Below are 23,042 nucleotides of genomic sequence, written 5' to 3' on the forward strand. Positions count from 1 at the left end.
TTGAGTGCCCACACAGATTGTCTGATAAATTGTTAAAGAGCAGTGCAACGCGGCTTTCGCTCACCGTTGCGAGGTGGCGTATATTACGCTTTCCTCTTTCAGAGTCAACCCGTTATTTCAGGATTTTTTCTCTTCAACCGAACCGCTTGTTGTGTGAAGTGATTCACATCCGCCGTGTCGATGGAGGCGCATTATAGGGAGTTCCCGAACGACCGCAACCGAAAAGTTGCAAAAAAATGACTGACTGCTGCATTCCCCAGCAAAACCCCGCCTTATACCCTTTTATACACAAAGTTATCCACAATCATGAGCGGATCGCGATGCGATCCTACGAATTGAGCGGGAAGATCAACTATACTAGCGGCAAATACTCTCCTCTGTGCAGGCCCATCCTCATGACCACACAACGCCTCGCCCGTGACTGGCGTCTCCCTACAGCAGGAGTGATGCTGCTGGCGATCCTCTTTGCCGGTTTTACCCTGCATGCGCACTGGAACGCTTTTATCCAGTGGTGTCTCGCCACACAAATTACGCTGCACCGTTATCTGGTGATGTATCTGCTGCAGCTTAATAACCACCAGTACAGCGGCGGATTATGGCTGTTAACGGGAGCTTTCCTTTATGGCGTTCTCCACGCCATTGGCCCCGGGCACGGAAAGTTCATCGTGACGACCTACCTGACTACAAATAAGGAAAGCGAGCTGGCCGCCCGGGTCGTCCCCTTCCTGGGTAGCCTGATGCAGGGCGTCAGCGCCATTCTTTTTGTCTTTATTCTGGCTATAGGGTTTAACCTCGCCTCAGGGGATATCAGTACCAGCCGCTGGTACGTTGAGAAGATAAGTGCAGTGCTTATTGGCACATTTGGCGCGTTTGTTATTTACCAGGCGCTGAAGAGCCTGCGTCCACACAGGTTAACGATCTCAGCCATCAAACCGCTTCATCAGCACGACGAACACTGTGGCTGCGGCCATCACGGCGTAGGTACAGACCTGACGCAGGGCGACTGGAAAACCCGTCTGGGCGTGATTCTGGCAATTGGGGCACGCCCGTGCAGCGGGGCGATCATGATTCTGATGTTTTCGAACGCGCTGGGCATTGTCACCTGGGGGGTGGCCGCCGTCATGACCATGTCTTTGGGAACCGCGCTTTCTATCGTGGGGCTTTCACTGGCAGTACGCTACGCCCGCGAGCGCACGGTGAGCTGGTTCGGAGAAAGCGCCTCATTAAGATGGCTCGTACCGGCAGTCAAAATAGCCGGAGGGATAGTCCTGATCCTGTTCGCGACGGTGCTGTTCCTGACGGTGATCCCCATCAGTGCCAATGGCGACTACATCGCCGCCGGATGCTAATAAAAGAAAACCCGCCGTTGGCGGGTTTTTTTATTACTCGTTGATGCGTGGATGCTGGTCCACCAGTCGGGAGCGTTTTTTCTGCAGCTCTTCAATCTCTGCGTCAATATCCTCAATCTTCTGCTCTACGTTATCGTAGTGCTCACGCAGGATCTCTTTCGCTTCCTGAATATCCGATGCCGCAGGCGTGGCGCCTTTCAGAGGACGATTCGCCGTCTCCTTCATGGTAATACCGGTAATCAAACCAATCACCGCGATCACCATCAGGTAATAAGCCGGCATCATCAGGTTCTGCGTGCTCTCCACCAGCGAGGCGGCAAGCGTTGGGGTCAGACCGGCAATCAGCACCGAGATGTTAAAGGCCGCGGCCAGCGCGCTGTAGCGAATGTGGGTCGGGAACATCGCGGGCAGCGTTGAGGCCATCACCCCGATAAAGCAGTTAAGGATCACCGCCAGCATCAGCAGACCGGCAAAAATCAGCCCCAGCACATCGCTGTTAATCAGAATAAATGCCGGGATTGCCAGCGCAAACAGCGCAACGCTTCCCAGAATAATGAACGGTCGACGGCCAAAACGGTCACTCAACAGGCCCATAATCGGCTGCACAAACAGCATACCGACCATGATGGCGATAATAATCAAGACACCGTGATCTTCCGAGTAATGCAGGTTATGCGACAGATAGCTCGGCATGTAGGTCAGCAGCATGTAGTAGGTCACGTTGGTCGAAATCACCAGACCAATACAGGTCAGCAGGCTGCGCCAGTGCTTAGTGGCGATCTCTTTGAACGATACCTTTGGACCATCCTGCAGCCCTTCGCGGTCACCCTGTTCCAGCTTATCGACGTGCTGCTGGAACGCGGGCGTTTCTTCAAGCGCATGACGCAGGTAGAGACCAATGATCCCCAGCGGCAATGCCAGGAAGAACGGGATACGCCAGCCCCAGTCGAGGAAGTTCGCTTCCCCCACTACGGTTGAAATCAGCACCACCACGCCCGCGCCCAGAACAAACCCGGCAATCGAGCCGAAGTCCAGCCAGCTTCCCATAAACCCGCGCTTACGGTCCGGAGAGTACTCGGCAACAAAGATCGAGGCGCCGGTGTATTCACCACCCACGGAGAAGCCCTGAGCCATCTTACAAATCAGCAGCAGAATCGGTGCCCAAATGCCGATGGTGGCGTAAGACGGGATAAGGCCGATACAGAATGTACTGATCGACATAATGACGATGGTGATGGCAAGGATTTTCTGACGACCATATTTATCGCCGAGCATACCGAAGAACAGTCCACCCAGCGGGCGAATCAGGAAGGGAACGGAGAACGTACCCAATGCGGCAATCATCTGAAGGCTGGGATCGGCCCCGGGGAAAAACACTTTACCTAACGCATAGGCCACAAAGCCGTAGACACCAAAATCGAACCATTCCATCGCATTACCGAGCGAGGCTGCAGTAATGGCTTTACGCAGCTTTGCGTCATCAATAATGGTGACGTCGCGAAGCGTGATGGGTTTAATCTTTTTCCTTCTTAGCATAGCTATCCTCGTTGACTCGGCCCTGTCTGTTTCACAGTCCAGTTTGCGTTCTGTGAACCATGGGATCCGCTCCATGCGAATCGCCTTATTCAAGCGTAGCAGGTTTACTTACATTGACGTTTTACGCCGATACAACCGAACCTGTTGACGCCTGCCTGGGCAGTTAATGACCTTTTTACCCTACCAGCGTTTATATTTGTGATCAACTTCACACATATTTTCGCGTCCGGTCAACCCAGTCAAATTTTTGTCAAGGAGTGCCAATAAGCACTTCCTTAACCTACCTAAAGAGCATCCTCACGCACGTCATTATTTCTTTCGTAACAGAAAAACAAACCACGTTAATTCACATCAAATTTACATAAATTTCCATCAACAGGAACCGGACTCAGGTTTTACATTGAATATGTGACAAAGATAACTAAAACGATGTTTTATTTTCATTGAATCAATATTCCAATGATCGCATGATAAATCAGAATTCAGCGTTTTATGTTTTACAGAATGAGGTTAATCGAGAGCACACATTTAATTATGCGTGCAGGATTATCGAAGAAACACCGCAAACGACAAGAGCAATTAATTGAATTTATTGACTAATTTTTAACACCTGTCACCCATCCTGCGGGATCCGATGTGAGGTTTGTCCATGAAGATTAAAGCCACGATAGAACGCATACCCGGCGGTATGATGCTGGTTCCGCTGGTACTTGGCGCCATCCTGAATACCCTTGCCCCTGATACCGGGGCTTATTTTGGCGGTTTCACAAAAGGCATGATAACGGGCACGGTTCCGATTCTTGCCGTCTGGTTTTTTTGTATCGGCGCATCCATTAATTTGCGGGCAACAGGTACTGTAATACGGAAATCCGGCACGCTGGTGATAACCAAAATAGCCGTAGCCTGGGCGGTAGCAATGATATGCGCGATGTTCATCCCGGAGACTGGAATTCAGACCGGGTTCTTCGCGGGATTATCGGTCCTGGCGATTGTCTCGGCGATGGATATGACTAACGGCGGATTGTACGCCAGCCTGATGAACCAGTACGGGACGAAAGAAGAGTCCGGCGCATTTGTGTTGATGTCTCTGGAATCTGGTCCGCTGATGACGATGCTGATCCTGGGGTCTGCTGGCCTGGCCTCTTTTGAACCCCACCACTTTGTCGGCGCGATCCTGCCCTTCCTGATCGGCTTTGCCCTTGGCAATCTCGATCACGATCTGCGTGATTTCTTCAGCAAAGCCACGCCGGTGCTGATCCCGTTCTTCGGCTTCGCACTGGGGAACACCATAAATCTGAAGGTTATCCTCGATACCGGCCTGCTGGGTATTGTGTTGGGGGTCGCCGTGATCGTCATTACCGGTATTCCGCTGATCATTGCCGACCGCGTGATCGGAGGAGGAAACGGCACGGCCGGCGTCGCCGCCTCTTCAGCCGCAGGGGCTGCCGTCGCAAACCCGGTGATTATTGCCCAGATTAACCCGGCCTTCGAACCGGTGGCCGCTTCAGCGACAGCGCTGGTTGCCGCCAGCGTCATTGTCACCGCGATTCTGGTGCCGATTATCACGGCGCTGTACGCGAAACGCTACGGGAATATGCAAGAGGCCCAGCCTGAACCGAAACCAATAGAAATGAATCATTAACACACCGCACCAAACCATCCCCTCTCCCCTGCGGGGAGAGGGTTAGGGTGAGGGGGAAGGGATCACCCAAAAATCTCTTCCACCATCCCGTCAACCAGCCGTTTTGCCGAACAGAGCCTCGGCATACCCAGCGCGACGGTCTGCCAGTTTTGCGTGACTGACCAGCTCACCGGATGTTGATCCGCCTGACACCAGTCCCCCAGCCACCCCAGCATGTCTTTATGATCGATTAAACCCGGAGAGGCCGGCGTTGTCAGCCACTGGTGATAGAAATGGCGGGTCGTGGGTGACGCATTAATGCCCTGCGCCAGATAGTTAGCCGCCATGCTGCGCAGGTTATCCTTAAGCATTGCCGCCACATCTTCATTCGCGAGGCGGCATGCATCACCAAATGCCCCCCAGCGCAGCTCTTCCAGGACAATAAAACAGCGCCCGGCCAGCGACCAGCCATCATAGTGCCCGGCCCGCCAGCGGGTAAAAATCTGCTCACTGTGCTCGCCCGCCTGCACCGTGAGCCCGCGCTGGGTCAGCGCCTTTTCTTTATAGGCTGCGCGTTGGGTAAAATGAGAAGCGAGTTCACCGTATTGCTGCATCAGCCCAGGGGATTGCGGGGCGCGCGGGTGAGTCTGCTGGCGCAAAGCAATCAGCTTCTCAGCCATCAGCGTCAGCGCGAGATGACCCGGATCAAGCATGCCGGCCAGTTTTTCCGCCAGCCCCAGGCGCAGCCCCGCATTTTCATTGAGCATCCCCGCCATCGCCCAGGGGCGTAGCCGGGTATGCGTCATGATTTCCTGCGTCAAACGCTCACGAAACTGAAGCTGCTGTGGTCCCAGGTGAGGATGACGCGCCGCGTCTCCCCCCTGCACCAGATCGACCATAAATTTTGGATTAATACACTCCAGCGTTCGCCCGGGGCCATCCAGTAGTGGTGTTGTCATGGTTGCTCTGCCGCGAATAGAGTTTGAATATCATCGCGTAACAGTCGGGTATCTTCCTGTATCCACGTCGCAGTTGTGATACTTTGCTTCAACAACTGGCAGAGCGCTCGGGTTGAATGCTCATTCTGTTGACGCACTGCGAGGCTATCACGCAAGCTTTCCTGTAACCCGGTCAGGCACAACGAAAATTCTGCAAAGAACGTTGCCATTCCTGCCGTAACAGAGACATCGACCTGCGCGGACAAAGCTTTACGTATTTGTTCACAAAACTGCTCAATATGTTGCTTAAATTTGTCATGCAGCTGCGCAATGTCGATAACATAGCGCGTGCGCGTTTCCACATACTCATCCCAGCCCCAGCCCGGATTATTGAGCCAGCGAGAGACCGTTTCCCGCATGCTGCTCCCGCCTGATGGCGGGTCTGCCTGACTGTCATCCTGCGCAATCGCATCGTTAAACAGCGCCCGCGTATTGAAGTTAAGCTGGCTCGCCTGAAACGCCGGGAAACTGATTCGCGCCCGAAAACCCGCATGGCTCAGATGCTCTTTAATACGTTCTTCGATAGGGCGCATGGCTTCGTTCAGGGAGCGCGCCAGCGTAGACTCAAGCTGGTCGAAGCGTAACGCCAGTTCCCGGCAAATCTTCGTCTGCGCATCCAGCATCACCAGCTCGCAGGAGGAGCGGATTTTACTCAGCGCGATCTGCGCCTGCCCTTCATCGTCCAGAACCAGCTGCTTCAGCTCGTGCGGCTCGCCACCTTGAGGGTTCTGCCGATCGATGCCTGCCAGATCAAGAATATGCCGAGCGCTGAACACCTCGCCAATCGCCTGGTTAAGCGCGGTTTTTTGGGCCCCCATAAAGTCCGCAGTGGCGTTCAGCGCCTCCTCAACTTCATGTTTCACCTCATCGCTCACGATGCACTGGCGCGTCTGAAGAAGCGCCGTGTCCTCTTCCAGACGTGCAATATTCAATTCCAGCGCCTCAAAGGCAACCGTCAGACCCTGATAGCGGAAGTCGAGGTACTCCCGGGCATTTTGTGCGTAATTAAGGAGCTTATGCGAAGCCGAACGCAGGGCGTATAGCGAGGCATTGGCATAGGCGGCGTAAATCAATTTGCGTATGGGTTGTTCAAACAGCGAATCTTCCCAGAGCAAATCGGCAGAATGACGAATATGATCGATATCGTCCAGGTCCGCCGTGCGCCAGCGACGTCCAAGCGCAGCCTCGGCAAAATCCTGCACCCAGGGCTGCTCCTGATGATCCGGCAGCTGTCCGTGGGTACTCATCTCGTAGCGCGCGCGGTTCGCCAGATATGCCCACATGGATGAAACGGGGTAGATCTGGCCTGGCGAAATATTGCCCTTCATTAAGGTACCGGAGATCATCGCCCGGACCTGCTCTTCATCGTCGCTATTGCGATCTTTCTGATCGAATTTATTGACCAGCGCATACAACGGCACTGATTTTCCCGCAGCGGAAATGGCCTGGCGAACTTCTTCATCAGAGATGGATTTAAGCTGGGTATAATCCATCACGGCCAGCACCGCCGACGCTCGGGACAATTGCTCGTTGAGCATTTTTTGCAGATGTGGCTGTCCGGCCTCATTCGGCCCGGGCGTATCGAGCAGCGTCAGCTGTCCGAGATGAGCATCCAGACCCGCAAGATGCACGAACTCCACTTCAATGACCGGAATATGTTCGATAGCCGCATATTCAGAGAACGGAAACGCCACACCTAACGCCTGGGAAAGTCTCACCAGGTCGTTGAGGCTTTTCAGACAATGAAATATTGGCTGCGCGCCAAGGTGATGCTTCTCAAAGGCTTCTCCTTTTTCAATGCGCTCCAGCAGCGTATTCATGTCTTTATCAATTTCAAGATGCTGGGCCAGCTTCCCCCGATCGTAATCGCATAGCTTTTTCTGGAGCAGTTGAATCAATTCATCAATCGGCGAGGCATGTGAAAAATGCAGCACCGGGTCCTTCTGACCTGGCGTGTGCCGAATCAGGGTGGGAAGCGCCGTCATCGGACGATTGCGGTTCGGCAACACTTCGGTCCCTACAATCGCATTAATGGTGGTCGATTTCCCCGCTTTCATGGTGCCAACAATAGCCAGGACCATTTCCAGCCGGGTTATTTTCCGTAATTCATTATTCAGCATCGCCTGCTGTGCATCGACGCCGCGCGCGCTAAAATGCAAAGGTAAAACGTTGTTCTTTTCACCCGTAATGGCAGCCGCTGTGCTCTCCAGCATCGCAGCCGGCATTGATTTCAACGTATCAAGATTTTGCAGGGCGAGCTGTAACAAACGCTCGGCTTCCTGGCTTAATTCAAAAATGGTCTGTGTGTGCATGATAAAAGACTTTCCTTAACGCAAATTTATTACTTTTATTAAGCCACTGGTATTAATTATGTTGTTCAGGCTTATATGATCACGTGTGGAAAACATGTTCGCCGAAATATAACTGATTGATGATAATCAGAAATAATTCGCTATCCTTGCATGGCGTGTAAAGCTCTCCTCCTGGCCTGACAGCCAAAAGAAAAAAGCGTAGCCCAATTTTAAGAAACTTCAGGATATATCATCATTATTTACCCATCTAAAAAGAGAGGTAATACGCCCCTGCCAAAAGATATGTATGGCAGCGAGGTCAGGAGATAAATAACGATGTGTTGCTTCACCTTATCCGAAATGGAGGGGCGTAGCAATTTGCTGCAATAAAATATTCGATATATTTAGCATCAATTTTTTCCCACCGTGCTAATGACGTAAGCATCGCTTATCTGACTGACAGGAAGTGTCACTCCCGATACGCTTTTTGCATCTTTTTTAATTCACAATATCACCGACAACCGTGTGGATTTGCGCTATACTTGCCGCCTTTTTCGGCACACTGCCGTCATTTAGCTGGCACTTCCAGCGCGTTTACACTTTTTGAGGATACCGATATGTCACTCCCACACTGCCCGAAATGCAATTCTGAATACACCTATGAAGATAATGGCATGTTCATCTGCCCGGAATGTGCTCACGAATGGAATGATGCCGAACCATCACACGATGCTGATGCACTTGTCGTAAAAGATGCGAACGGCAATCTGCTGGCGGACGGCGACAGCGTAACCGTGATTAAGGACCTGAAAGTAAAAGGCAGTTCTTCCATGCTGAAGATTGGCACCAAAGTGAAGAATATCCGTCTGGTGGAAGGCGATCATAATATCGACTGCAAAATTGACGGCTTCGGTCCGATGAAACTGAAATCAGAGTTCGTGAAAAAGAACTGATTTACCCGCCCGGTGGCGCTTCGCTTACCGGGCTTTCGGGAACTACACTTAATGGGCTTTTCTTACGTGAGGTAAAGATTATGCCGTTAAGTCCCTACATCTCTTTCGCCGGCAACTGCGCAGAGGCCACCGCCTTCTACCAGCAAGCCGTCGGCGCAGAGCCTCTCTATAAAATCACCTTCGGCGAAATGCCAAAAAGCGATAACAGCGAGGAAGGCTGTCCGTCCGGTATGCAATTTCCGGATTCGGCTATCGCCCATTCCAACGTCCGCATTGCGGGCAGCGATATCATGATGAGCGACGGGATGCCGCCTGGCAGCAACGCGCAGTACGCGGGCTTTACGCTGGTGCTCGACACCCAGGATGTCGATGAAGGCAAACGCTGGTTCGACAACCTTGCCGATGGCGGGAATATCGAAATGGCCTGGCAGGAAACCTTCTGGGCGCACGGTTTCGGTAAAGTCACCGACAAATACGGCGTGCCGTGGATGATTAACGTCGTTAAACAGCAGCACTAATTTTCGGGCGGGGGCGTTCTGCCTCCGCCTGTCATCAAACTCCGCTCAACTCTTCAAACTCCCGCAACCCAGACTTAACCCAAATGTCACATTGATGCGCCAGCATGAGGCCACATTTATCGTGAGGCCCAGCACATGCAAACTGTCATCCGCGTCGAGAAACTGAGCAAGACCTTCAATCACAATAAGGCTCTGCATGCCGTTGATCTGACCGTCCAGCAGGGCGACATGGTGGCGCTTCTCGGGCCATCTGGTTCAGGTAAATCCACCCTTCTGCGTCATTTAAGCGGCCTTATCATCTGCGATAAAACGCCGGAAAGCCACGTCGAGCTGCTGGGCAATACCGTGCAGCGCGCGGGGCGTCTCGCCAGCGATATCCGCAAGAGCCGCGCCCAGACGGGCTACATCTTCCAGCAGTTCAACCTGGTAAACCGCCTGACGGTGCTGGAGAACGTGCTGATTGGCGCGCTTGGCAGCACCCCGTTCTGGCGTACCTGCCTGCGCTGGTTCTCCCCTTCCCAAAAGCAGGAAGCCTTACAGGCGCTGACCCGCGTCGGCATGGCGCATTTCGCCCACCAGCGCGTTTCCACACTGTCCGGTGGACAGCAGCAGCGCGTCGCCATTGCCCGCGCCCTGATGCAGAAAGCGCAAATCATTCTTGCTGACGAACCCATTGCCTCGCTGGACCCGGAGTCCGCCCGCATCGTGATGGAGACCCTGCGCGACATAAACCAGAACGACGGCATTACCGTGGTGGTCACGCTGCATCAGGTGGATTACGCCCTGCGCTACTGCGAACGCATTGTCGCCCTGCGTCAGGGACACGTGTTCTTTGATGGCGCGAGCCATCAGTTTGATAACGAACGTTTTGACCATCTCTACCGCAGCATTAACCGCGTCGAAGAGAACGCGCAGGCTGCTTAATTAAACCCGATCCGAGGAAAGTACATGAGCTACAAAGCCGTTGCCGCGCTGGCCTTTACCAGCATGTTCAGCCTCAGCACCCTCCTAAGCCCGGCGTATGCACAAGAGCAGGAAAAAGCGCTGAACTTCGGCATTATTTCGACGGAATCACAGCAGAACCTGAAACCCCAGTGGGAACCGTTCCTGAAAGATATGGAAACCAAGCTGGGGATCAAAGTGAACGCCTTCTTCGCCCCGGACTACGCGGGCATCATCCAGGGGATGCGCTTTAACAAAGTGGACATCGCCTGGTACGGCAACCTCTCCGCCATGGAAGCGGTGGACCGCGCGAACGGCCAGGTCTTTGCCCAGACCGTCGCGGCAGATGGCTCCCCGGGGTACTGGAGCGTGCTGATCGTCAACAAAGACAGCCCAATCAACAACCTCAACGACATGCTCGCCAAACGCAAAGAGCTGACCTTCGGCAACGGCGATCCGAACTCCACCTCGGGTTACCTTGTCCCTGGCTACTACGTCTTCGCCAAAAACAACGCCTCCGCCAGCGACTTCAAGCGCACGGTGAACGCCAGTCATGAAACCAACGCTTTGGCCGTGGCCAACAAGCAGGTGGACGTTGCCACCAACAACACCGAGAACCTCGACAAGCTGAAGACCTCCGCACCGGACAAGCTGAAAGAGATCAAGGTTATCTGGAAATCCCCGCTGATCCCCGGTGACCCGATTGTGTGGCGTAAAAACCTGTCCGAAAGCACCAAGGACAAGGTGTACGACTTCTTTATGACCTATGGCAAAACGCCGGAAGAGAAAGCGGTCCTGGAACGTCTGGGCTGGGCACCGTTCCGCCCGTCAAGCGACCTGCAGCTGGTCCCGATTCGCCAGCTGGCGCTGTTTAAAGAGATGCAGGGCGTGAAGGTCAACAAAGGGCTGAAGGACGAGGAGAAGACCAGCAAAGTGGCCGCGATTCAGGCCCAGCTTGAAGACCTCGACCGCCTGACCGCCGCGCTCGGTGCAATGACCAGCGTGAATAAAGCGGTGCAGTAGTGCCTTTCCACCCCTCACCCTCTCCCCATAGGGGAGAGGGGACTGCACGGTGCGGTCTTTTCCTCCTCGCCCCTTTGGGGAGAGGGTCGGGGTGAGGGGACATAAACCAAAGGAGCCAACATGCAAACCATCACCCTCCCACCGCCAAAGCGCAGCTGGTTCTCGCTCATTAGCTGGGCCATCCTGCTGGCGGTGCTGGTTATCTCCTGGAAGGGCGCGGAAATGGATCCGCTGCTGCTCTTCAAAGACGCGGGCAACATGGCGACCTTCGCCGCCGACTTCTTCCCGCCGGACTTCAGCCAGTGGCAGGACTATCTCAGCGAAATGGCGGTCACCCTGCAAATCGCCGTCTGGGGCACCGCCCTTGCCGTCGTTCTCTCTATTCCGTTTGGCCTGATGAGCGCCGAAAACATCGTGCCGTGGTGGGTGTATCAGCCGATGCGTCGCCTGATGGACGCCTGCCGCGCCATCAACGAAATGGTCTTTGCGATGCTGTTCGTGGTCGCCGTCGGCCTGGGTCCGTTCGCCGGCGTAATGGCGCTGTTCATCCACACCACCGGCGTGCTTTCCAAGCTGCTCTCTGAGGCGGTCGAAGCCATCGAGCCCGGCCCGGTGGAAGGCATCCGCGCAACGGGCGCTAACAAAATCGAAGAGATCCTCTACGGCGTCCTGCCGCAGGTGATGCCGCTGCTGATCTCCTACTCCCTGTACCGCTTTGAGTCCAACGTCCGCTCCGCCACCGTCGTCGGCATGGTCGGCGCAGGCGGGATTGGCGTCACCCTGTGGGAAGCGATTCGCGGTTTCCAGTTCCAGCAAACCTGCGCCCTGATGGTACTCATCATCGTCACCGTCAGCCTGCTGGATTTCCTCTCTCAACGTTTGCGTAAGCACTTCATCTGAGAAGCGAGGCTTTGTTTTCTATGCACTTATCCAGACATCCGACCAGTTACCCCACTCGCTGGCAAGAGATTGCGGCAAAGCTCGAAGTGGAGTTGCGCACGCACTACCGCTGTGGAGACTACCTCCCCGCCGAGCAGCAGCTTGCCGACCGCTATGAGGTGAACCGACACACCCTGCGCCGCGCCATTGACCAGCTGGTCGAGCGCGGCTGGGTCCAGCGCCGTCAGGGCGTGGGCGTGCTGGTGCTGATGCGCCCGTTCGACTACCCGCTTAACGCCCAGGCGCGCTTTAGCCAGAACCTGCTTGATCAGGGCAGCCACCCGACCAGCGAAAAGCTGCTCTCGGTATTGCGTCCGGCCTCCAGCCACGTGGCGGACGCGCTGGGGATTCAGGAGGGCGATAACGTCATCCACCTGCGCACCCTGCGTCGCGTTAACGGCGTGGCGGTGTGCCAGATAGACCATTACTTCGCGGATCTAGCCCTCTGGCCCGTGCTGCAGAATTTCTCCAGCGGGTCGCTGCATGATTTTCTTCAGGATGCGACAGGCATTGCGCTCAAGCGCACCCAGACGCGCATCAGCGCCCGTCGCGCGCAGGCGAAAGAGAGCAAGGTGCTCGAAATTCCCAATATGGCCCCGCTGCTCTGCGTACGCACCCTCAACCACCGTGACGGCGAGATCAACGCGACGGAATACTCCGTCAGCCTGACCCGCGCCGACATGATCGAATTCACCATGGAGCACTGAATGCACTTCGACACCGCCACCCGACAGCGCTGGATGCGCGTGCTGGCCCACAGCCAGCCTGCCGCGCTCTCTGCCCGCATGAGCGCCCTTAGTCTGGCACCTGATTACGACACCCTCCGCGCCCCGGAGATCGGCCTCGTTCAGATCCAGGCGCGCATGGGCGGCACCGGCGAGCGCTTTTTCGCCGGAGACGCCACCCTCACCCGCGCAGCGATCCGTCTGAACAGCGGCACGCTGGGCTACAGCTACGTGCTCGGGCGTGATAAAGCCCACGCCGAGCGCTGCGCGGTGATCGACGCGCTTTTACAGGAACAGTCCTATTTCCAGACGCTGATGGAAACCCTTATTGCCCCGCTGGAAGCCGACCGCGCCGCGCGCATTGCCGCACGTCAGGCCGAAGTGAACACCAGCCGGGTCGACTTCTTTACGCTCGTTCGCGGAGACAACGCATGACGCTTCAACCTGCTTTTACCCTGGCAGTCCAGGATGCCCAACACAGTTTTCGTCGCCTGCTGAAAGCGATGAGCGAGCCGGGCGTGATTGTTTCGCTGCACCAGCTCTCCCAGGGCTGGCTGCCGCTGAATCTGGCAACCACCAGCGTGCTGCTGACGCTTGCCGATAACGACACCCCGGTATGGCTTTCGGGCGCGCTGTCGAACGACATCGCCAGCCAGAACCTGCGCTTTCACACCGGCGCCCCGCTGGTCGATCAGCCCCGGCAGGCGGTCTTTGCCGTGGCCGACGAGCACATCAGCCACGAGCAGCTCAACGACCTGAGCGAAGGCAGCGCCGTCGCCCCGGAGACCAGCGCCACGCTGATTTTGCAGGTCTCCAGCCTGAGCGGCGGCCGCATGCTGCGCCTCACGGGTGCAGGCATCGCCGACGAGCGCATGGTCGCGCCGCAGCTGCCGGAGTGCATCATTCACGAGCTGACCGAGCGCCCGCATCCGTTCCCGCTGGGCATTGACCTGATCCTGACCTGCGGCGAGCGCCTGCTGGCGATCCCGCGGACCACCCATGTGGAGGTGTGCTGATGTACGTTGCCGTCAAAGGGGGCGAGAAGGCTATCGCCGCCGCCCATGCGCTGCAGGCGCACAGACGACGGGGCGATGAACAGCTGCCCGAGCTGAGCGTCGCCCAGATTGAACAGCAGCTAAACCTCGCCGTCGACCGGGTGATGACCGAGGGCGGCATCGCCGACCGCGAGCTGGCGGCGCTGGCCCTGAAGCAGGCCAGCGGCGATAACGTGGAAGCGATATTCCTGCTGCGCGCCTACCGCACCACGCTTGCCAAACTGGCGGTCAGCGAGCCGGTGAACACGGCGGAGATGCGCCTGGAGCGCCGCATTTCTGCCGTTTACAAAGACATCCCCGGCGGCCAGCTGCTTGGCCCTACCTGTGACTACACCCATCGCCTGCTGGATTTTACCCTGCTGGCGAACGGCGAAACCCCGCCGCTCAGTACCTCTGATGCCGAACAGGAACCGTCTCCGCACGTTTTCAGCCTGCTGGCGAAACAGGGTCTGGCGAAGGCGGAAGAGGATTCAGACGCGCAGCCGGATGACATCACCCGCACGCCGCCGGTTTACCCGTGCTCGCGCTCGTCCCGCCTGCAGCAGCTGATGCGCGGCGACGAAGGCTATCTGCTGGCGCTGGCCTACTCCACCCAGCGCGGCTACGGGCGCAACCACCCGTTTGCGGCCGAGATCCGCAGCGGCTATATCGACGTCGAAATCGTGCCGGAAGAGCTGGGATTTGCCGTCAACGTCGGCGAACTGCTGATGACCGAATGCGAAATGGTTAACGGATTTGTCGCGCCCGAAAATGAAGACCCGCACTTTACCCGCGGCTACGGGCTGGTGTTTGGCCTCGGCGAGCGCAAGGCCATGGCGATGGCGCTGGTCGACCGCGCCCTGCAGGCGCCGGACTACGGCGAGCACGTTGCAGGCCCGGCGCAGGACGAAGAGTTCGTGCTGGCCCACGCGGATAACGTTGAGGCCGCGGGCTTTGTCTCGCACCTCAAGCTGCCGCACTACGTCGATTTCCAGGCCGAACTGGAACTGCTGAAACGCCTGCAACGGGAGCGCAAACATGGCTAACTTAAGCGGCTACAACTTTGCCTATCTGGATGAGCAAACCAAACGCATGATCCGCCGCGCCATCTTAAAAGCGGTGGCCATTCCGGGCTATCAGGTGCCGTTCGGCGGCCGCGAAATGCCGATGCCCTACGGCTGGGGCACGGGCGGTATTCAGATCACCGCCAGCGTGATCGGCGAGGCGGACGTGCTGAAGGTCATCGACCAGGGCGCCGACGACACCACCAACGCTGTGTCGATTCGCAGTTTCTTTCAGCGGGTAACGGGCGTCGCGACCACGGAAAAAACCGAAGACGCGACGCTGATCCAGACCCGTCACCGCATTCCGGAAACCCCGCTCGCTGAAGATCAGATTTTGATTTTCCAGGTGCCAATTCCGGAGCCGCTGCGCTTTATCGAGCCGCGCGAAACCGAAACCCGCACCATGCACGCCCTGGAAGAGTACGGCGTCATGCAGGTGAAGCTGTATGAGGATATTGCCCGCTTCGGCCATATCGCCACCACCTATGCCTACCCGGTGAAGGTGAATGGGCGCTACGTCATGGATCCGTCGCCGATCCCGAAATTCGATAACCCGAAGATGGACATGATGCCCGCCCTGCAGCTGTTCGGCGCCGGACGCGAGAAACGCATCTACGCCGTCCCGCCCTACACGCGTGTCGAAAGCCTGGATTTCGACGATCACCCGTTTACGGTGCAGGAGTGGGACGAGCCGTGCGCCATCTGCGGATCCAAACACAGCTATCTGGATGAAGTGGTGCTGGATGACACGGGCAAACGGATGTTTGTCTGTTCCGACACCGATTTCTGCCGCCAACAGAGCGAGGCGAACGGCCAATGAAACCGCTGCTTTCGGTTAACAACCTGACCCACCTGTATGCGCCGGGCAAAGGCTTCAGCGACGTGTCGTTTGAGCTGTGGCCGGGCGAAGTACTGGGGATCGTCGGCGAGTCCGGCTCCGGCAAAACCACCCTGCTGAAGTCCATCTCCGCGCGCCTCGCGCCGCAACACGGCGAGATACTCTATCAGGGATACTCCCTCTACGGCATGAGCGAGGCCGAGCGCCGCCGTCTGCTGCGCACCGAGTGGGGCGTGGTGCATCAGCACCCGATGGACGGCCTGCGCCGTCAGGTCTCGGCGGGCGGCAACATCGGCGAACGCCTGATGGCCACCGGCGCGCGCCATTACGGCAATATCCGCGCTACGGCGCAGCACTGGCTGGAAGAAGTTGAAATCCCCGCCTCGCGCATCGACGACCTGCCCACCACCTTCTCCGGCGGTATGCAGCAGCGCCTGCAGATTGCCCGCAACCTGGTGACCCATCCGAAGCTGGTGTTTATGGATGAACCCACCGGCGGGCTGGACGTCTCCGTGCAGGCGCGCCTGCTCGACCTGCTGCGCGGCCTGGTGGTAGAGCTGAACCTTGCGGTGGTCATTGTCACCCACGATCTGGGCGTTGCGCGCCTGCTGGCGGACCGTCTGCTGGTGATGAAGCAGGGTCAGGTGGTGGAAAGTGGGTTAACCGACCGCGTGCTCGACGATCCCCACCATCCCTACACCCAACTGCTGGTGTCGTCCGTGTTGCAGAACTGAGGTTGCTGCTGCCGGGTGGCGCTGCGCTTACCCAGCCTATGAATAGCGCACCTGTAGGCCGGGTAAGGCGTAGCCGCCACCCGGCAAAACGAATCGCGAGGCCAACATGATCCACGTACAAAACGTAAGTAAGACCTTTGTGCTCCACCAGCAAAACGGCGTGCGTCTGCCGGTGCTGCAAAATGCCTCTCTGGAGGTGAATCGCGGCGAATGCGTGGTGCTGCACGGCCACTCCGGCAGCGGAAAATCGACCCTGCTGCGCTCCCTGTATGCCAACTATCTGCCCGACGAAGGCCATATTCACATTCGCCACAATGATGAGTGGGTGGATCTGGTACAGGCCCCCGCGCGTAAAGTGCTGGAGGTGCGGCGCTCGACGATCGGCTGGGTGAGCCAGTTTCTGCGGGTGATCCCGCGGATCTCCGCCCTGGACGTGGTGATGCAGCCCCTGCTGGATCTCGGCGTGCCGCGCGAAACCTGCGCCGCCAAAGCCGCCAGCCTGCTGACGCGCCTCAACGTGCCCGAGCGCCTGTGGCACCTCGCCCCGTCGACCTTTTCCGGCGGCGAGCAGCAGCGCGTCAATATCGCCCGCGGCTTTATCGTCGACTACCCGATTCTGCTGCTGGATGAACCCACCGCCTCGCTCGACGATAAAAACAGCGCGGCCGTAGTGGCGCTGATCGAACAGGCCAAAGCGCGCGGGGCGGCGATCGTCGGGATCTTCCACGACGAGACCGTTCGCACCCGCGTCGCAGACAGACTGCACCCGATGGGGACTCCCGTATGATTATCAATAACGTCAAGCTGGTGCTGGAAAATGAAGTCGTTGATGGCTCGGTTGAAGTCCATGAAGGCGTTATTCGCGCCTTTGCCGAAACCCAAAGCCGTACCCCTGAAGCGATGGACGGTGACGGCGGCTGGCTGCTGCCGGGGCTGATTGAACTGCATACCGACAATCTGGACAAATTCTTCACCCCGCGTCCGAAGGTGGACTGGCCCGCCCATTCAGCCATGAGCAGCCACGACGCGCTGATGGTCGCCAGCGGCATCACTACCGTACTGGACGCGGTGGCCATTGGCGACGTGCGCGACGGCGGCGATCGCCTGGAGAATCTGGAGAAGATGATCAACGCCGTGGAGGAGACGCAAAAACGCGGCCTCAACCGCGCCGAGCACCGTCTGCACCTGCGCTGCGAGCTGCCGCACCACACCACCCTGCCGTTGTTTGAAAAACTGGTCGGGCGCGAGCCGGTCTCGCTGGTCTCTCTGATGGATCACTCGCCGGGACAGCGTCAGTTCGCCAATATTGAGAAATATCGCGAATACTATCAGGGGAAATATTCTCTCAGCGATGCGGAGATGGCCCGTTACGAAGAAGAGCAGCTGGCGCTTGCGGCACAATGGTCACAGCCTAACCGCCTCAGGATTGCCGCGATGTGCCGGGACCGCAATATCGCGCTGGCCAGCCATGACGACGCCACGCACGATCACGTGCTTGAATCCCACCAGCTTGGCAGCGTGATCGCCGAATTTCCCACCACGTTTGAAGCGGCTGAAGCCTCCCGCAAGCACGGCATGAACGTGCTGATGGGCGCGCCAAATATCGTGCGCGGCGGCTCGCACTCCGGCAACGTTGCGGCAAGCAAGCTCGCTTCCCTCGGCCTGCTGGATATCCTCTCGTCCGACTACTACCCCGCCAGCCTGCTGGATGCGGCGTTCCGAGTGGCCGACGACGAGGGCAACCGCTTTACACTGCCGCAGGCGATTCGCCTGGTGACGAAAAACCCAGCCTCGGCGCTTAACCTTCACGATCGCGGAGAAATTGCCGAAGGGAAACGTGCGGACCTGGTACTCGCCCACCGTAAGGGCGAGCACGTTCATATCGACCACGTCTGGCGTCAGGGAAAAAGGGTGTTCTGATGGGGAGATTAATCTGGCTAATGGGGCCTTCAGGTTCCGGTAAGGACAGCCTGCTGTCCGCCTTACGGCAGCGGGAACATCCGCAGCTGCTGGTGGCGCACCGCTATATTACCCGCGCGGCCAATGCAGGGAGTGAAAACCATATCGCCCTGAGCGAGCAGGAGTTTTTCATCCGTGCCGGGCAAAACCTGCTGGCGCTGAGCTGGCATGCCAACGGCTATTACTACGGGATCGGTATTGAGACCGATCTGTGGCTGCATGCGGGGTTCGATGTGCTGGTTAACGGCTCGCGGGCGCATCTTCCGCAGGCGCGCGCCCGCTATGGAGCAGCCCTGCTACCGGTCTGTCTGCAGGTTTCGCCGGACGTTCTGCGCAGCCGGTTGCAGAGCCGGGGGCGTGAATCAGCCCGTGAGATCGATCAGCGGCTAGAGCGTGCGGCCCGCTATGCCCCGTCCGACTGCCACATCCTCAATAACGACGGAAGTTTGCTACAGTCAGTCGATACCTTTTTATCGCTTATCCGTCAGAAGGAGAAACAGCATGCCTGACTGCCAGCTTCGCCCCGCTACTGCCGACGATGCGCAGATTGTCTATGCCCTGATCTGCGAACTGAAACAGGCAGAGTTCGACCATCAGGCGTTCCACGCCGGATTTCTTGCCAACCTCAAGGATCACAATATGCGCTACCAGCTTGCCGAGCTGGGCGGACATGTTGTCGGCATGATCGGCCTGCATATGCAGTTTCACCTCCATCACGCGCGCTGGATCGGCGAAATCCAGGAGCTGGTGGTGATGCCGCAGGCGCGTGGGTTAAAGGTGGGAAGCCAGCTGCTGGCCTGGGCGGAAGAGGTGGCACGGCAGGCCGGCGCGGAGCTGACCGAACTTTCCACCAGCGTGAAGCGCACAGACGCGCACCGTTTTTACGTTCGTGAAGGATACACGCAGAGCCATTTCCGATTCACCAAACCGCTGTAGAGGTGCGTTATGAGTCTGACGATCACGTTAACGGGAACCGGAAGCGCGCAACTCGTGCCGGTCTTTGGCTGCGACTGCGCGGCGTGTCGCCGGGCGCGCCTGCAGGAGACCTATCGCCGTCGCCCCTGTAGCGCGGTGGTCAAATTCAACGATGCGGTGACGCTGCTGGACGCGGGCATTCCGCACCTGATGGACGACTGGCCCGCAGGCAGCTTCCAGCAGTTTTTGCTCACACATTACCATATGGATCACGTTCAGGGTCTCTTCCCCCTGCGCTGGGGCGTTGGCGCGACGATTCCGGTTTACGGTCCGCCGGACGAAGCAGGATGCGACGACCTGTTTAAACACCCGGGGATTCTGGATTTCAGCCACACGGTCGAACCGTTTGTGATGTTTGAACTTCAGGGGATGCGGGTTACGCCGCTGCCGCTCAACCATTCAAAACTGACCTTCGGGTATTTACTGGAATCGGCCCACAGCCGCGTGGCCTGGCTTTCCGACACCGCCGGGCTGCCGGAAAAAACAGTGAAGTTCCTGCTCAACAATCAGCCGCAGGCGATGATTATCGACTGCAGCCATGAACCGCGCGACGAGACGCCGCGAAACCATTGCGACTTAAATACCGTGATGGCGCTAAACGAGGCGATTGGCTGCCCGCAGGTGATCCTGACCCACATCAGCCATCAGTTTGACGTGTGGATGATGGATAATCCGCTGCCCGACGGCATTGAAGCGGGGTATGACGGGATGGTGCTGATGCTGGATTAGGTTTTCTCCCTCTCCCGTGGGAGAGGGTTGGGGTGAGGGGAACAGGCCGCACTTAGCCTCGATCGTAATCGTCCTCTAACCTGCGCTCATCCTCTTCTAACCGACGGCGATCGTCATCCAGCTGTCGCTGGCGCTCGTCTAAACGGCGTCGTCTGTCCTCAAGCTGTCGACGACGATCGTCGTACTGTCTGCTGTCGATTTGACGGCTGCGGTCATAACGATCGTCATCGCTGCTGCTGCGACTGCTGCTGGGATTATAGGCATCGTTGATCGCCTGCTGAATGTTGCCAATAGCATCATCAACAATATCGGCATGAGCCAGTTGGCTGGTGAGTGACAGCAGACCGAATAACAGAGCAGTTGAGTAACGTTTCATAAGGCCAGACTCGCAGGTGAACTGACCTTACGATAATGAACGGCAGGGAACTGGGGTAGCGGAGGAATCTCAAATTACCATCATTTTCCGCAGCGCCTGCGCCAGCTGCACCCGCGTAAACGGCTTACGCAGTAACGGAACGTCCGGCAACTGAGGGTTATGCGTGGGTCGTAAATCCTGGCCGCTGATCAGCAGCACCGGAAGCTGCGGATAATGATTACGCACATGGTTTATCACCTCGGCTCCGCTGAGGCTGCCGGGCAACATCAGGTCGCTGATAAACATGCCAATATCCGGTGATGCCGCCAGCATGCTCAGCGCCTGCTCGCCGTTGTCCGCTTCAAGCGTCAGGTAGCCAAGCTGATGCAGCTGCTCGCACAGGGTCTGACGGACATCCGCCTCATCTTCCAGCACCAGCACCAGGCGCTCGCTCTCGACGGAGGCGGTGGCTGACAGCGCTTCATCAACTGCAGCGGCGGGCTGCGTCGAGCGCGGGAGGTGAAGCCGCACGGTCGTCCCCTGCCCCGGCGCGCTTTCAATCTCCACGCGCCCACCGGACTGGCGCACAAAGCCATAGACCATCGACAGGCCTAACCCGCTCCCGCTTCCGGTCTGCTTGGTGGTGAAGAACGGTTCAAAGACCCGGGATTTCACCTCCTGCGACATGCCGCTGCCGCGGTCAATGACCTCCAGCGCCACCATATCCTGCCTGCGACCGTCGCTGCGGGTGACGCGCTGATTCCAGGTGCGAATTTTAATCACCCCGCTTTGCCCTTCCATCGCATCGCGGGCGTTCATCACCAGGTTGATGATGGCGTTTTCCAACTGGCTGACGTCTATCCACGCGGGCCAGGCCGGCGATTGCGCTTCAATCTCCAGGGTCAGGGTGGCGGGCAAGGAGTGGCGCATCAGTTCCCGAAGGTTCTCCAGCAGCGGCAGCATCTCTACCGCATGTGGCGTCAGGGATTGCTTGCGGGAAAACGCCAGCAGGCGCTGGGTCAGTAAGGCGCCACGCTCGGCCGCCTTCAGCGCCCGGGTAATGCGCGGCGCATCTTTTGATTCGGGGTCGGTGAGCTCAAGGCTGCCGATGATCACCGCCAGCAGGTTATTAAAATCATGCGCCAGCCCGCCGGTCAGCTGTCCGACTGCCTTCATCTTCTGGCTATGTAGCAGCGCCTCTTCCAGCCCCTGACGCTCGACGCGGTCGATCTCCATCTGCGTGGTTTTTTCTTTCAGCAGACGCGTGGTGTGCTCAAGCGAGGCGGTATTGCGGGCAAAAACGTTAAACGCGCGCGCCAGTTCACCCAGCTCATCGCGCCGCTGGAGGGCGGGAACGGAAACATCCTGTTCGCCGTGAGCAAGGCGCGACATCGCCCGGGAAATGGCCGTCAGGTTAGAGGCCAGATTGCGGTAGATATACCAGCAGGCGCACCCGGTGATGATCAGCGCCAGGATGGCGAAGATGCTGATAAACACGCTGATGGATTGCAGCTCGTGATGACTCTGGTCAGTACGAAGCCGGGAGGCCTGCGCCACCTGCCCGACGTACTGATTGATGTCGCTATTGAGGATCGCCACCAGCGCCTTGATGTGGAACATATACCAGCTTATCGCCAGATCGCTCTCCTCCAGTTGCTTCGACAGCGGGGCGAGCTTGCCTAGCTCGGCATTAAAATCAGGCAAAACCTCCTTCACGACCGGCTGTACGGCATTTCGGGGCAGCGTTGCGGCCACTGCGTCCAGTTGATGAACGGTCGCGCGCGGCGAAGGGGTGTCGATGGCAGCAGCGATCAGCCGATCCATCTCCATCAGCTGCTGCGCATCCGGAACATTGCTGCCATAGCGGCGGTTGATGTCCTGCAGATGACGCAGGTAGCTCTGGCTTTGATATAGCGAGCTGAGCAGCGCGTTACGTTCCAGATGGCGTCGCTGCCCGCGCTCAAGCATCTCCGTCACGCTCTGCTGCAACTCATTGCTTCGCTGAATAATGCGCGCCACCAGCGCCGGCTCCTGCTGCGCCAGCGGCGCATCGGCAAGCTGTTCCAGCGAGCGGCGCAGCGCCATTTGCATCTGCTTCAGGCGCTCGGCTTCGCCTTTGTACTCCAGCGCCCCGACGACCTGCGAGAGCCGCACCGCCGCCGTCGCCACGTTGGCGGTATCACGGGCCAGGTTCATGCTGCCGGTCATGTCATCCAGCGTTTGCTGCTGAACCTGCTCCTGGATTTGACTGGCGTGACGAAAGCCTAGCACCGCCACGCCGCTCACCATCAGCGTCACGGCGACCACCAGCAGATTAAATATCAGCAGGCGACCGCGGGCGCTGGCGAAAAACGGGGGGCGTGAAGACATGTTGACTCCGTAACTGTGATCCACATTAGCTATTCATAACTATGACAAATATGAACAGCTTCTGACATTTTGCATTTACGCACCTGTGA

General features: G+C 57.7%; 23 protein-coding genes. 18 read left to right on the plus strand and 5 right to left on the minus strand.

All coding sequences use genetic code 11. The annotated features are described in order from the left end of the window. Positions 1 to 395: 395 nt before the first annotated feature. Positions 396 to 1,349, plus strand: coding sequence for a nickel/cobalt transporter (locus AC0TNG_RS10985; RefSeq protein WP_417928077.1), 954 nt, complete (start codon positions 396 to 398; stop codon positions 1,347 to 1,349). A 33-nt stretch (positions 1,350 to 1,382) separates the two neighbouring features. Here AC0TNG_RS10985 and proP read toward each other — a convergent pair whose 3' ends face one another. Continuing rightward, a complete protein-coding gene (gene proP, locus AC0TNG_RS10990) occupies positions 1,383 to 2,885 on the minus strand; it encodes a glycine betaine/L-proline transporter ProP (RefSeq protein ID WP_024906762.1) in 1,503 nt (500 codons plus the stop codon). Between the two features lie 649 nt (positions 2,886 to 3,534). Between proP and kdgT the strand changes: the two genes are divergently transcribed. Next, a complete protein-coding gene (kdgT, locus tag AC0TNG_RS10995; RefSeq protein ID WP_024906761.1) occupies positions 3,535 to 4,527 on the plus strand; it encodes a 2-keto-3-deoxygluconate transporter in 993 nt (330 codons plus the stop codon). A gap of 62 nt (positions 4,528 to 4,589) precedes the next feature. Here the strand turns inward: kdgT and AC0TNG_RS11000 are convergent, their stop codons facing one another. Next, entirely contained in the window at positions 4,590 to 5,465 is an 876-nt protein-coding gene (locus AC0TNG_RS11000; protein ID WP_024906760.1) for a diguanylate cyclase regulator RdcB family protein, read from the minus strand. Then, positions 5,462 to 7,816, minus strand: coding sequence for a clamp-binding protein CrfC (gene crfC, locus AC0TNG_RS11005; RefSeq protein ID WP_473712483.1), 2,355 nt, complete (start codon positions 7,814 to 7,816; stop codon positions 5,462 to 5,464). The genes AC0TNG_RS11000 and crfC overlap by 4 nt, the downstream gene beginning before the upstream one ends. A gap of 596 nt (positions 7,817 to 8,412) precedes the next feature. Between crfC and AC0TNG_RS11010 the strand changes: the two genes are divergently transcribed. From AC0TNG_RS11010 to phnP, 16 genes are all read left to right on the plus strand, one after another. Then, positions 8,413 to 8,748, plus strand: a complete 336-nt coding sequence (locus tag AC0TNG_RS11010; RefSeq protein WP_023310096.1) for a zinc ribbon domain-containing protein YjdM — start codon at positions 8,413 to 8,415, stop codon at positions 8,746 to 8,748. Between the two features lie 80 nt (positions 8,749 to 8,828). After that, positions 8,829 to 9,266, plus strand: coding sequence for a VOC family metalloprotein YjdN (yjdN, locus tag AC0TNG_RS11015; RefSeq protein ID WP_473712484.1), 438 nt, complete (start codon positions 8,829 to 8,831; stop codon positions 9,264 to 9,266). Positions 9,267 to 9,401: 135 nt separating this feature from the next. Then, positions 9,402 to 10,190 carry a phosphonate ABC transporter ATP-binding protein gene (gene phnC / locus AC0TNG_RS11020; RefSeq protein WP_048990326.1) on the plus strand — a complete coding sequence of 263 codons (789 nt, stop codon included), beginning with the start codon at positions 9,402 to 9,404 and terminating at the stop codon, positions 10,188 to 10,190. Positions 10,191 to 10,214: 24 nt separating this feature from the next. Continuing rightward, positions 10,215 to 11,231 (plus strand): phosphonate ABC transporter substrate-binding protein, encoded by a 1,017-nt coding sequence (phnD, locus tag AC0TNG_RS11025; protein WP_473712485.1) that lies wholly within the window; start codon positions 10,215 to 10,217, stop codon positions 11,229 to 11,231. Positions 11,232 to 11,351: 120 nt separating this feature from the next. After that, positions 11,352 to 12,131: a phosphonate ABC transporter, permease protein PhnE gene (phnE, locus tag AC0TNG_RS11030; protein ID WP_023334213.1), complete on the plus strand. Its 780-nt coding sequence runs from the start codon at positions 11,352 to 11,354 to the stop codon at positions 12,129 to 12,131. Between the two features lie 20 nt (positions 12,132 to 12,151). Next, positions 12,152 to 12,877, plus strand: coding sequence for a phosphonate metabolism transcriptional regulator PhnF (phnF, locus tag AC0TNG_RS11035; protein ID WP_032650653.1), 726 nt, complete (start codon positions 12,152 to 12,154; stop codon positions 12,875 to 12,877). Continuing rightward, entirely contained in the window at positions 12,878 to 13,330 is a 453-nt protein-coding gene (phnG, locus tag AC0TNG_RS11040; RefSeq protein WP_148768856.1) for a phosphonate C-P lyase system protein PhnG, read from the plus strand. Continuing rightward, a complete protein-coding gene (gene phnH, locus AC0TNG_RS11045) occupies positions 13,327 to 13,911 on the plus strand; it encodes a phosphonate C-P lyase system protein PhnH (RefSeq protein ID WP_048990324.1) in 585 nt (194 codons plus the stop codon). Before phnG ends, phnH begins: the two co-directional genes overlap by 4 nt. Beyond that, complete coding sequence (locus AC0TNG_RS11050; RefSeq protein WP_290094314.1) at positions 13,911 to 14,975, plus strand: carbon-phosphorus lyase complex subunit; 1,065 nt, start codon at positions 13,911 to 13,913, stop codon at positions 14,973 to 14,975. Before phnH ends, AC0TNG_RS11050 begins: the two co-directional genes overlap by 1 nt. After that, positions 14,968 to 15,813: an alpha-D-ribose 1-methylphosphonate 5-phosphate C-P-lyase PhnJ gene (locus AC0TNG_RS11055; protein ID WP_048990321.1), complete on the plus strand. Its 846-nt coding sequence runs from the start codon at positions 14,968 to 14,970 to the stop codon at positions 15,811 to 15,813. The genes AC0TNG_RS11050 and AC0TNG_RS11055 overlap by 8 nt, the downstream gene beginning before the upstream one ends. Then, complete coding sequence (gene phnK / locus AC0TNG_RS11060) at positions 15,810 to 16,565, plus strand: phosphonate C-P lyase system protein PhnK (protein ID WP_473712486.1); 756 nt, start codon at positions 15,810 to 15,812, stop codon at positions 16,563 to 16,565. Before AC0TNG_RS11055 ends, phnK begins: the two co-directional genes overlap by 4 nt. Before the next feature lie 106 nt (positions 16,566 to 16,671). Next, the gene (gene phnL / locus AC0TNG_RS11065) at positions 16,672 to 17,352 is read left to right on the plus strand and encodes a phosphonate C-P lyase system protein PhnL (protein ID WP_473712487.1); all 681 of its coding nucleotides are present in this window, start codon (positions 16,672 to 16,674) and stop codon (positions 17,350 to 17,352) included. Further along, entirely contained in the window at positions 17,349 to 18,485 is a 1,137-nt protein-coding gene (gene phnM / locus AC0TNG_RS11070; protein ID WP_473712488.1) for an alpha-D-ribose 1-methylphosphonate 5-triphosphate diphosphatase, read from the plus strand. The genes phnL and phnM overlap by 4 nt, the downstream gene beginning before the upstream one ends. After that, a complete protein-coding gene (gene phnN / locus AC0TNG_RS11075) occupies positions 18,482 to 19,033 on the plus strand; it encodes a ribose 1,5-bisphosphokinase (protein WP_090420717.1) in 552 nt (183 codons plus the stop codon). The genes phnM and phnN overlap by 4 nt, the downstream gene beginning before the upstream one ends. Further along, positions 19,026 to 19,460: an aminoalkylphosphonate N-acetyltransferase gene (gene phnO / locus AC0TNG_RS11080; RefSeq protein ID WP_248166338.1), complete on the plus strand. Its 435-nt coding sequence runs from the start codon at positions 19,026 to 19,028 to the stop codon at positions 19,458 to 19,460. Before phnN ends, phnO begins: the two co-directional genes overlap by 8 nt. Before the next feature lie 9 nt (positions 19,461 to 19,469). Next, positions 19,470 to 20,228, plus strand: a complete 759-nt coding sequence (gene phnP, locus AC0TNG_RS11085; protein ID WP_473712489.1) for a phosphonate metabolism protein PhnP — start codon at positions 19,470 to 19,472, stop codon at positions 20,226 to 20,228. A 52-nt stretch (positions 20,229 to 20,280) separates the two neighbouring features. Here the strand turns inward: phnP and yjdP are convergent, their stop codons facing one another. Both yjdP and AC0TNG_RS11095 read right to left on the minus strand, forming a co-directional pair. Beyond that, positions 20,281 to 20,604, minus strand: a complete 324-nt coding sequence (gene yjdP, locus AC0TNG_RS11090; protein ID WP_032650638.1) for a DDRRRQL repeat protein YjdP — start codon at positions 20,602 to 20,604, stop codon at positions 20,281 to 20,283. A gap of 69 nt (positions 20,605 to 20,673) precedes the next feature. After that, complete coding sequence (locus AC0TNG_RS11095; RefSeq protein WP_473712490.1) at positions 20,674 to 22,953, minus strand: ATP-binding protein; 2,280 nt, start codon at positions 22,951 to 22,953, stop codon at positions 20,674 to 20,676. Positions 22,954 to 23,042 lie beyond the last annotated feature (89 nt).

It is taken from the genome of Enterobacter sp. PL_is514 (assembly GCF_055816715.1).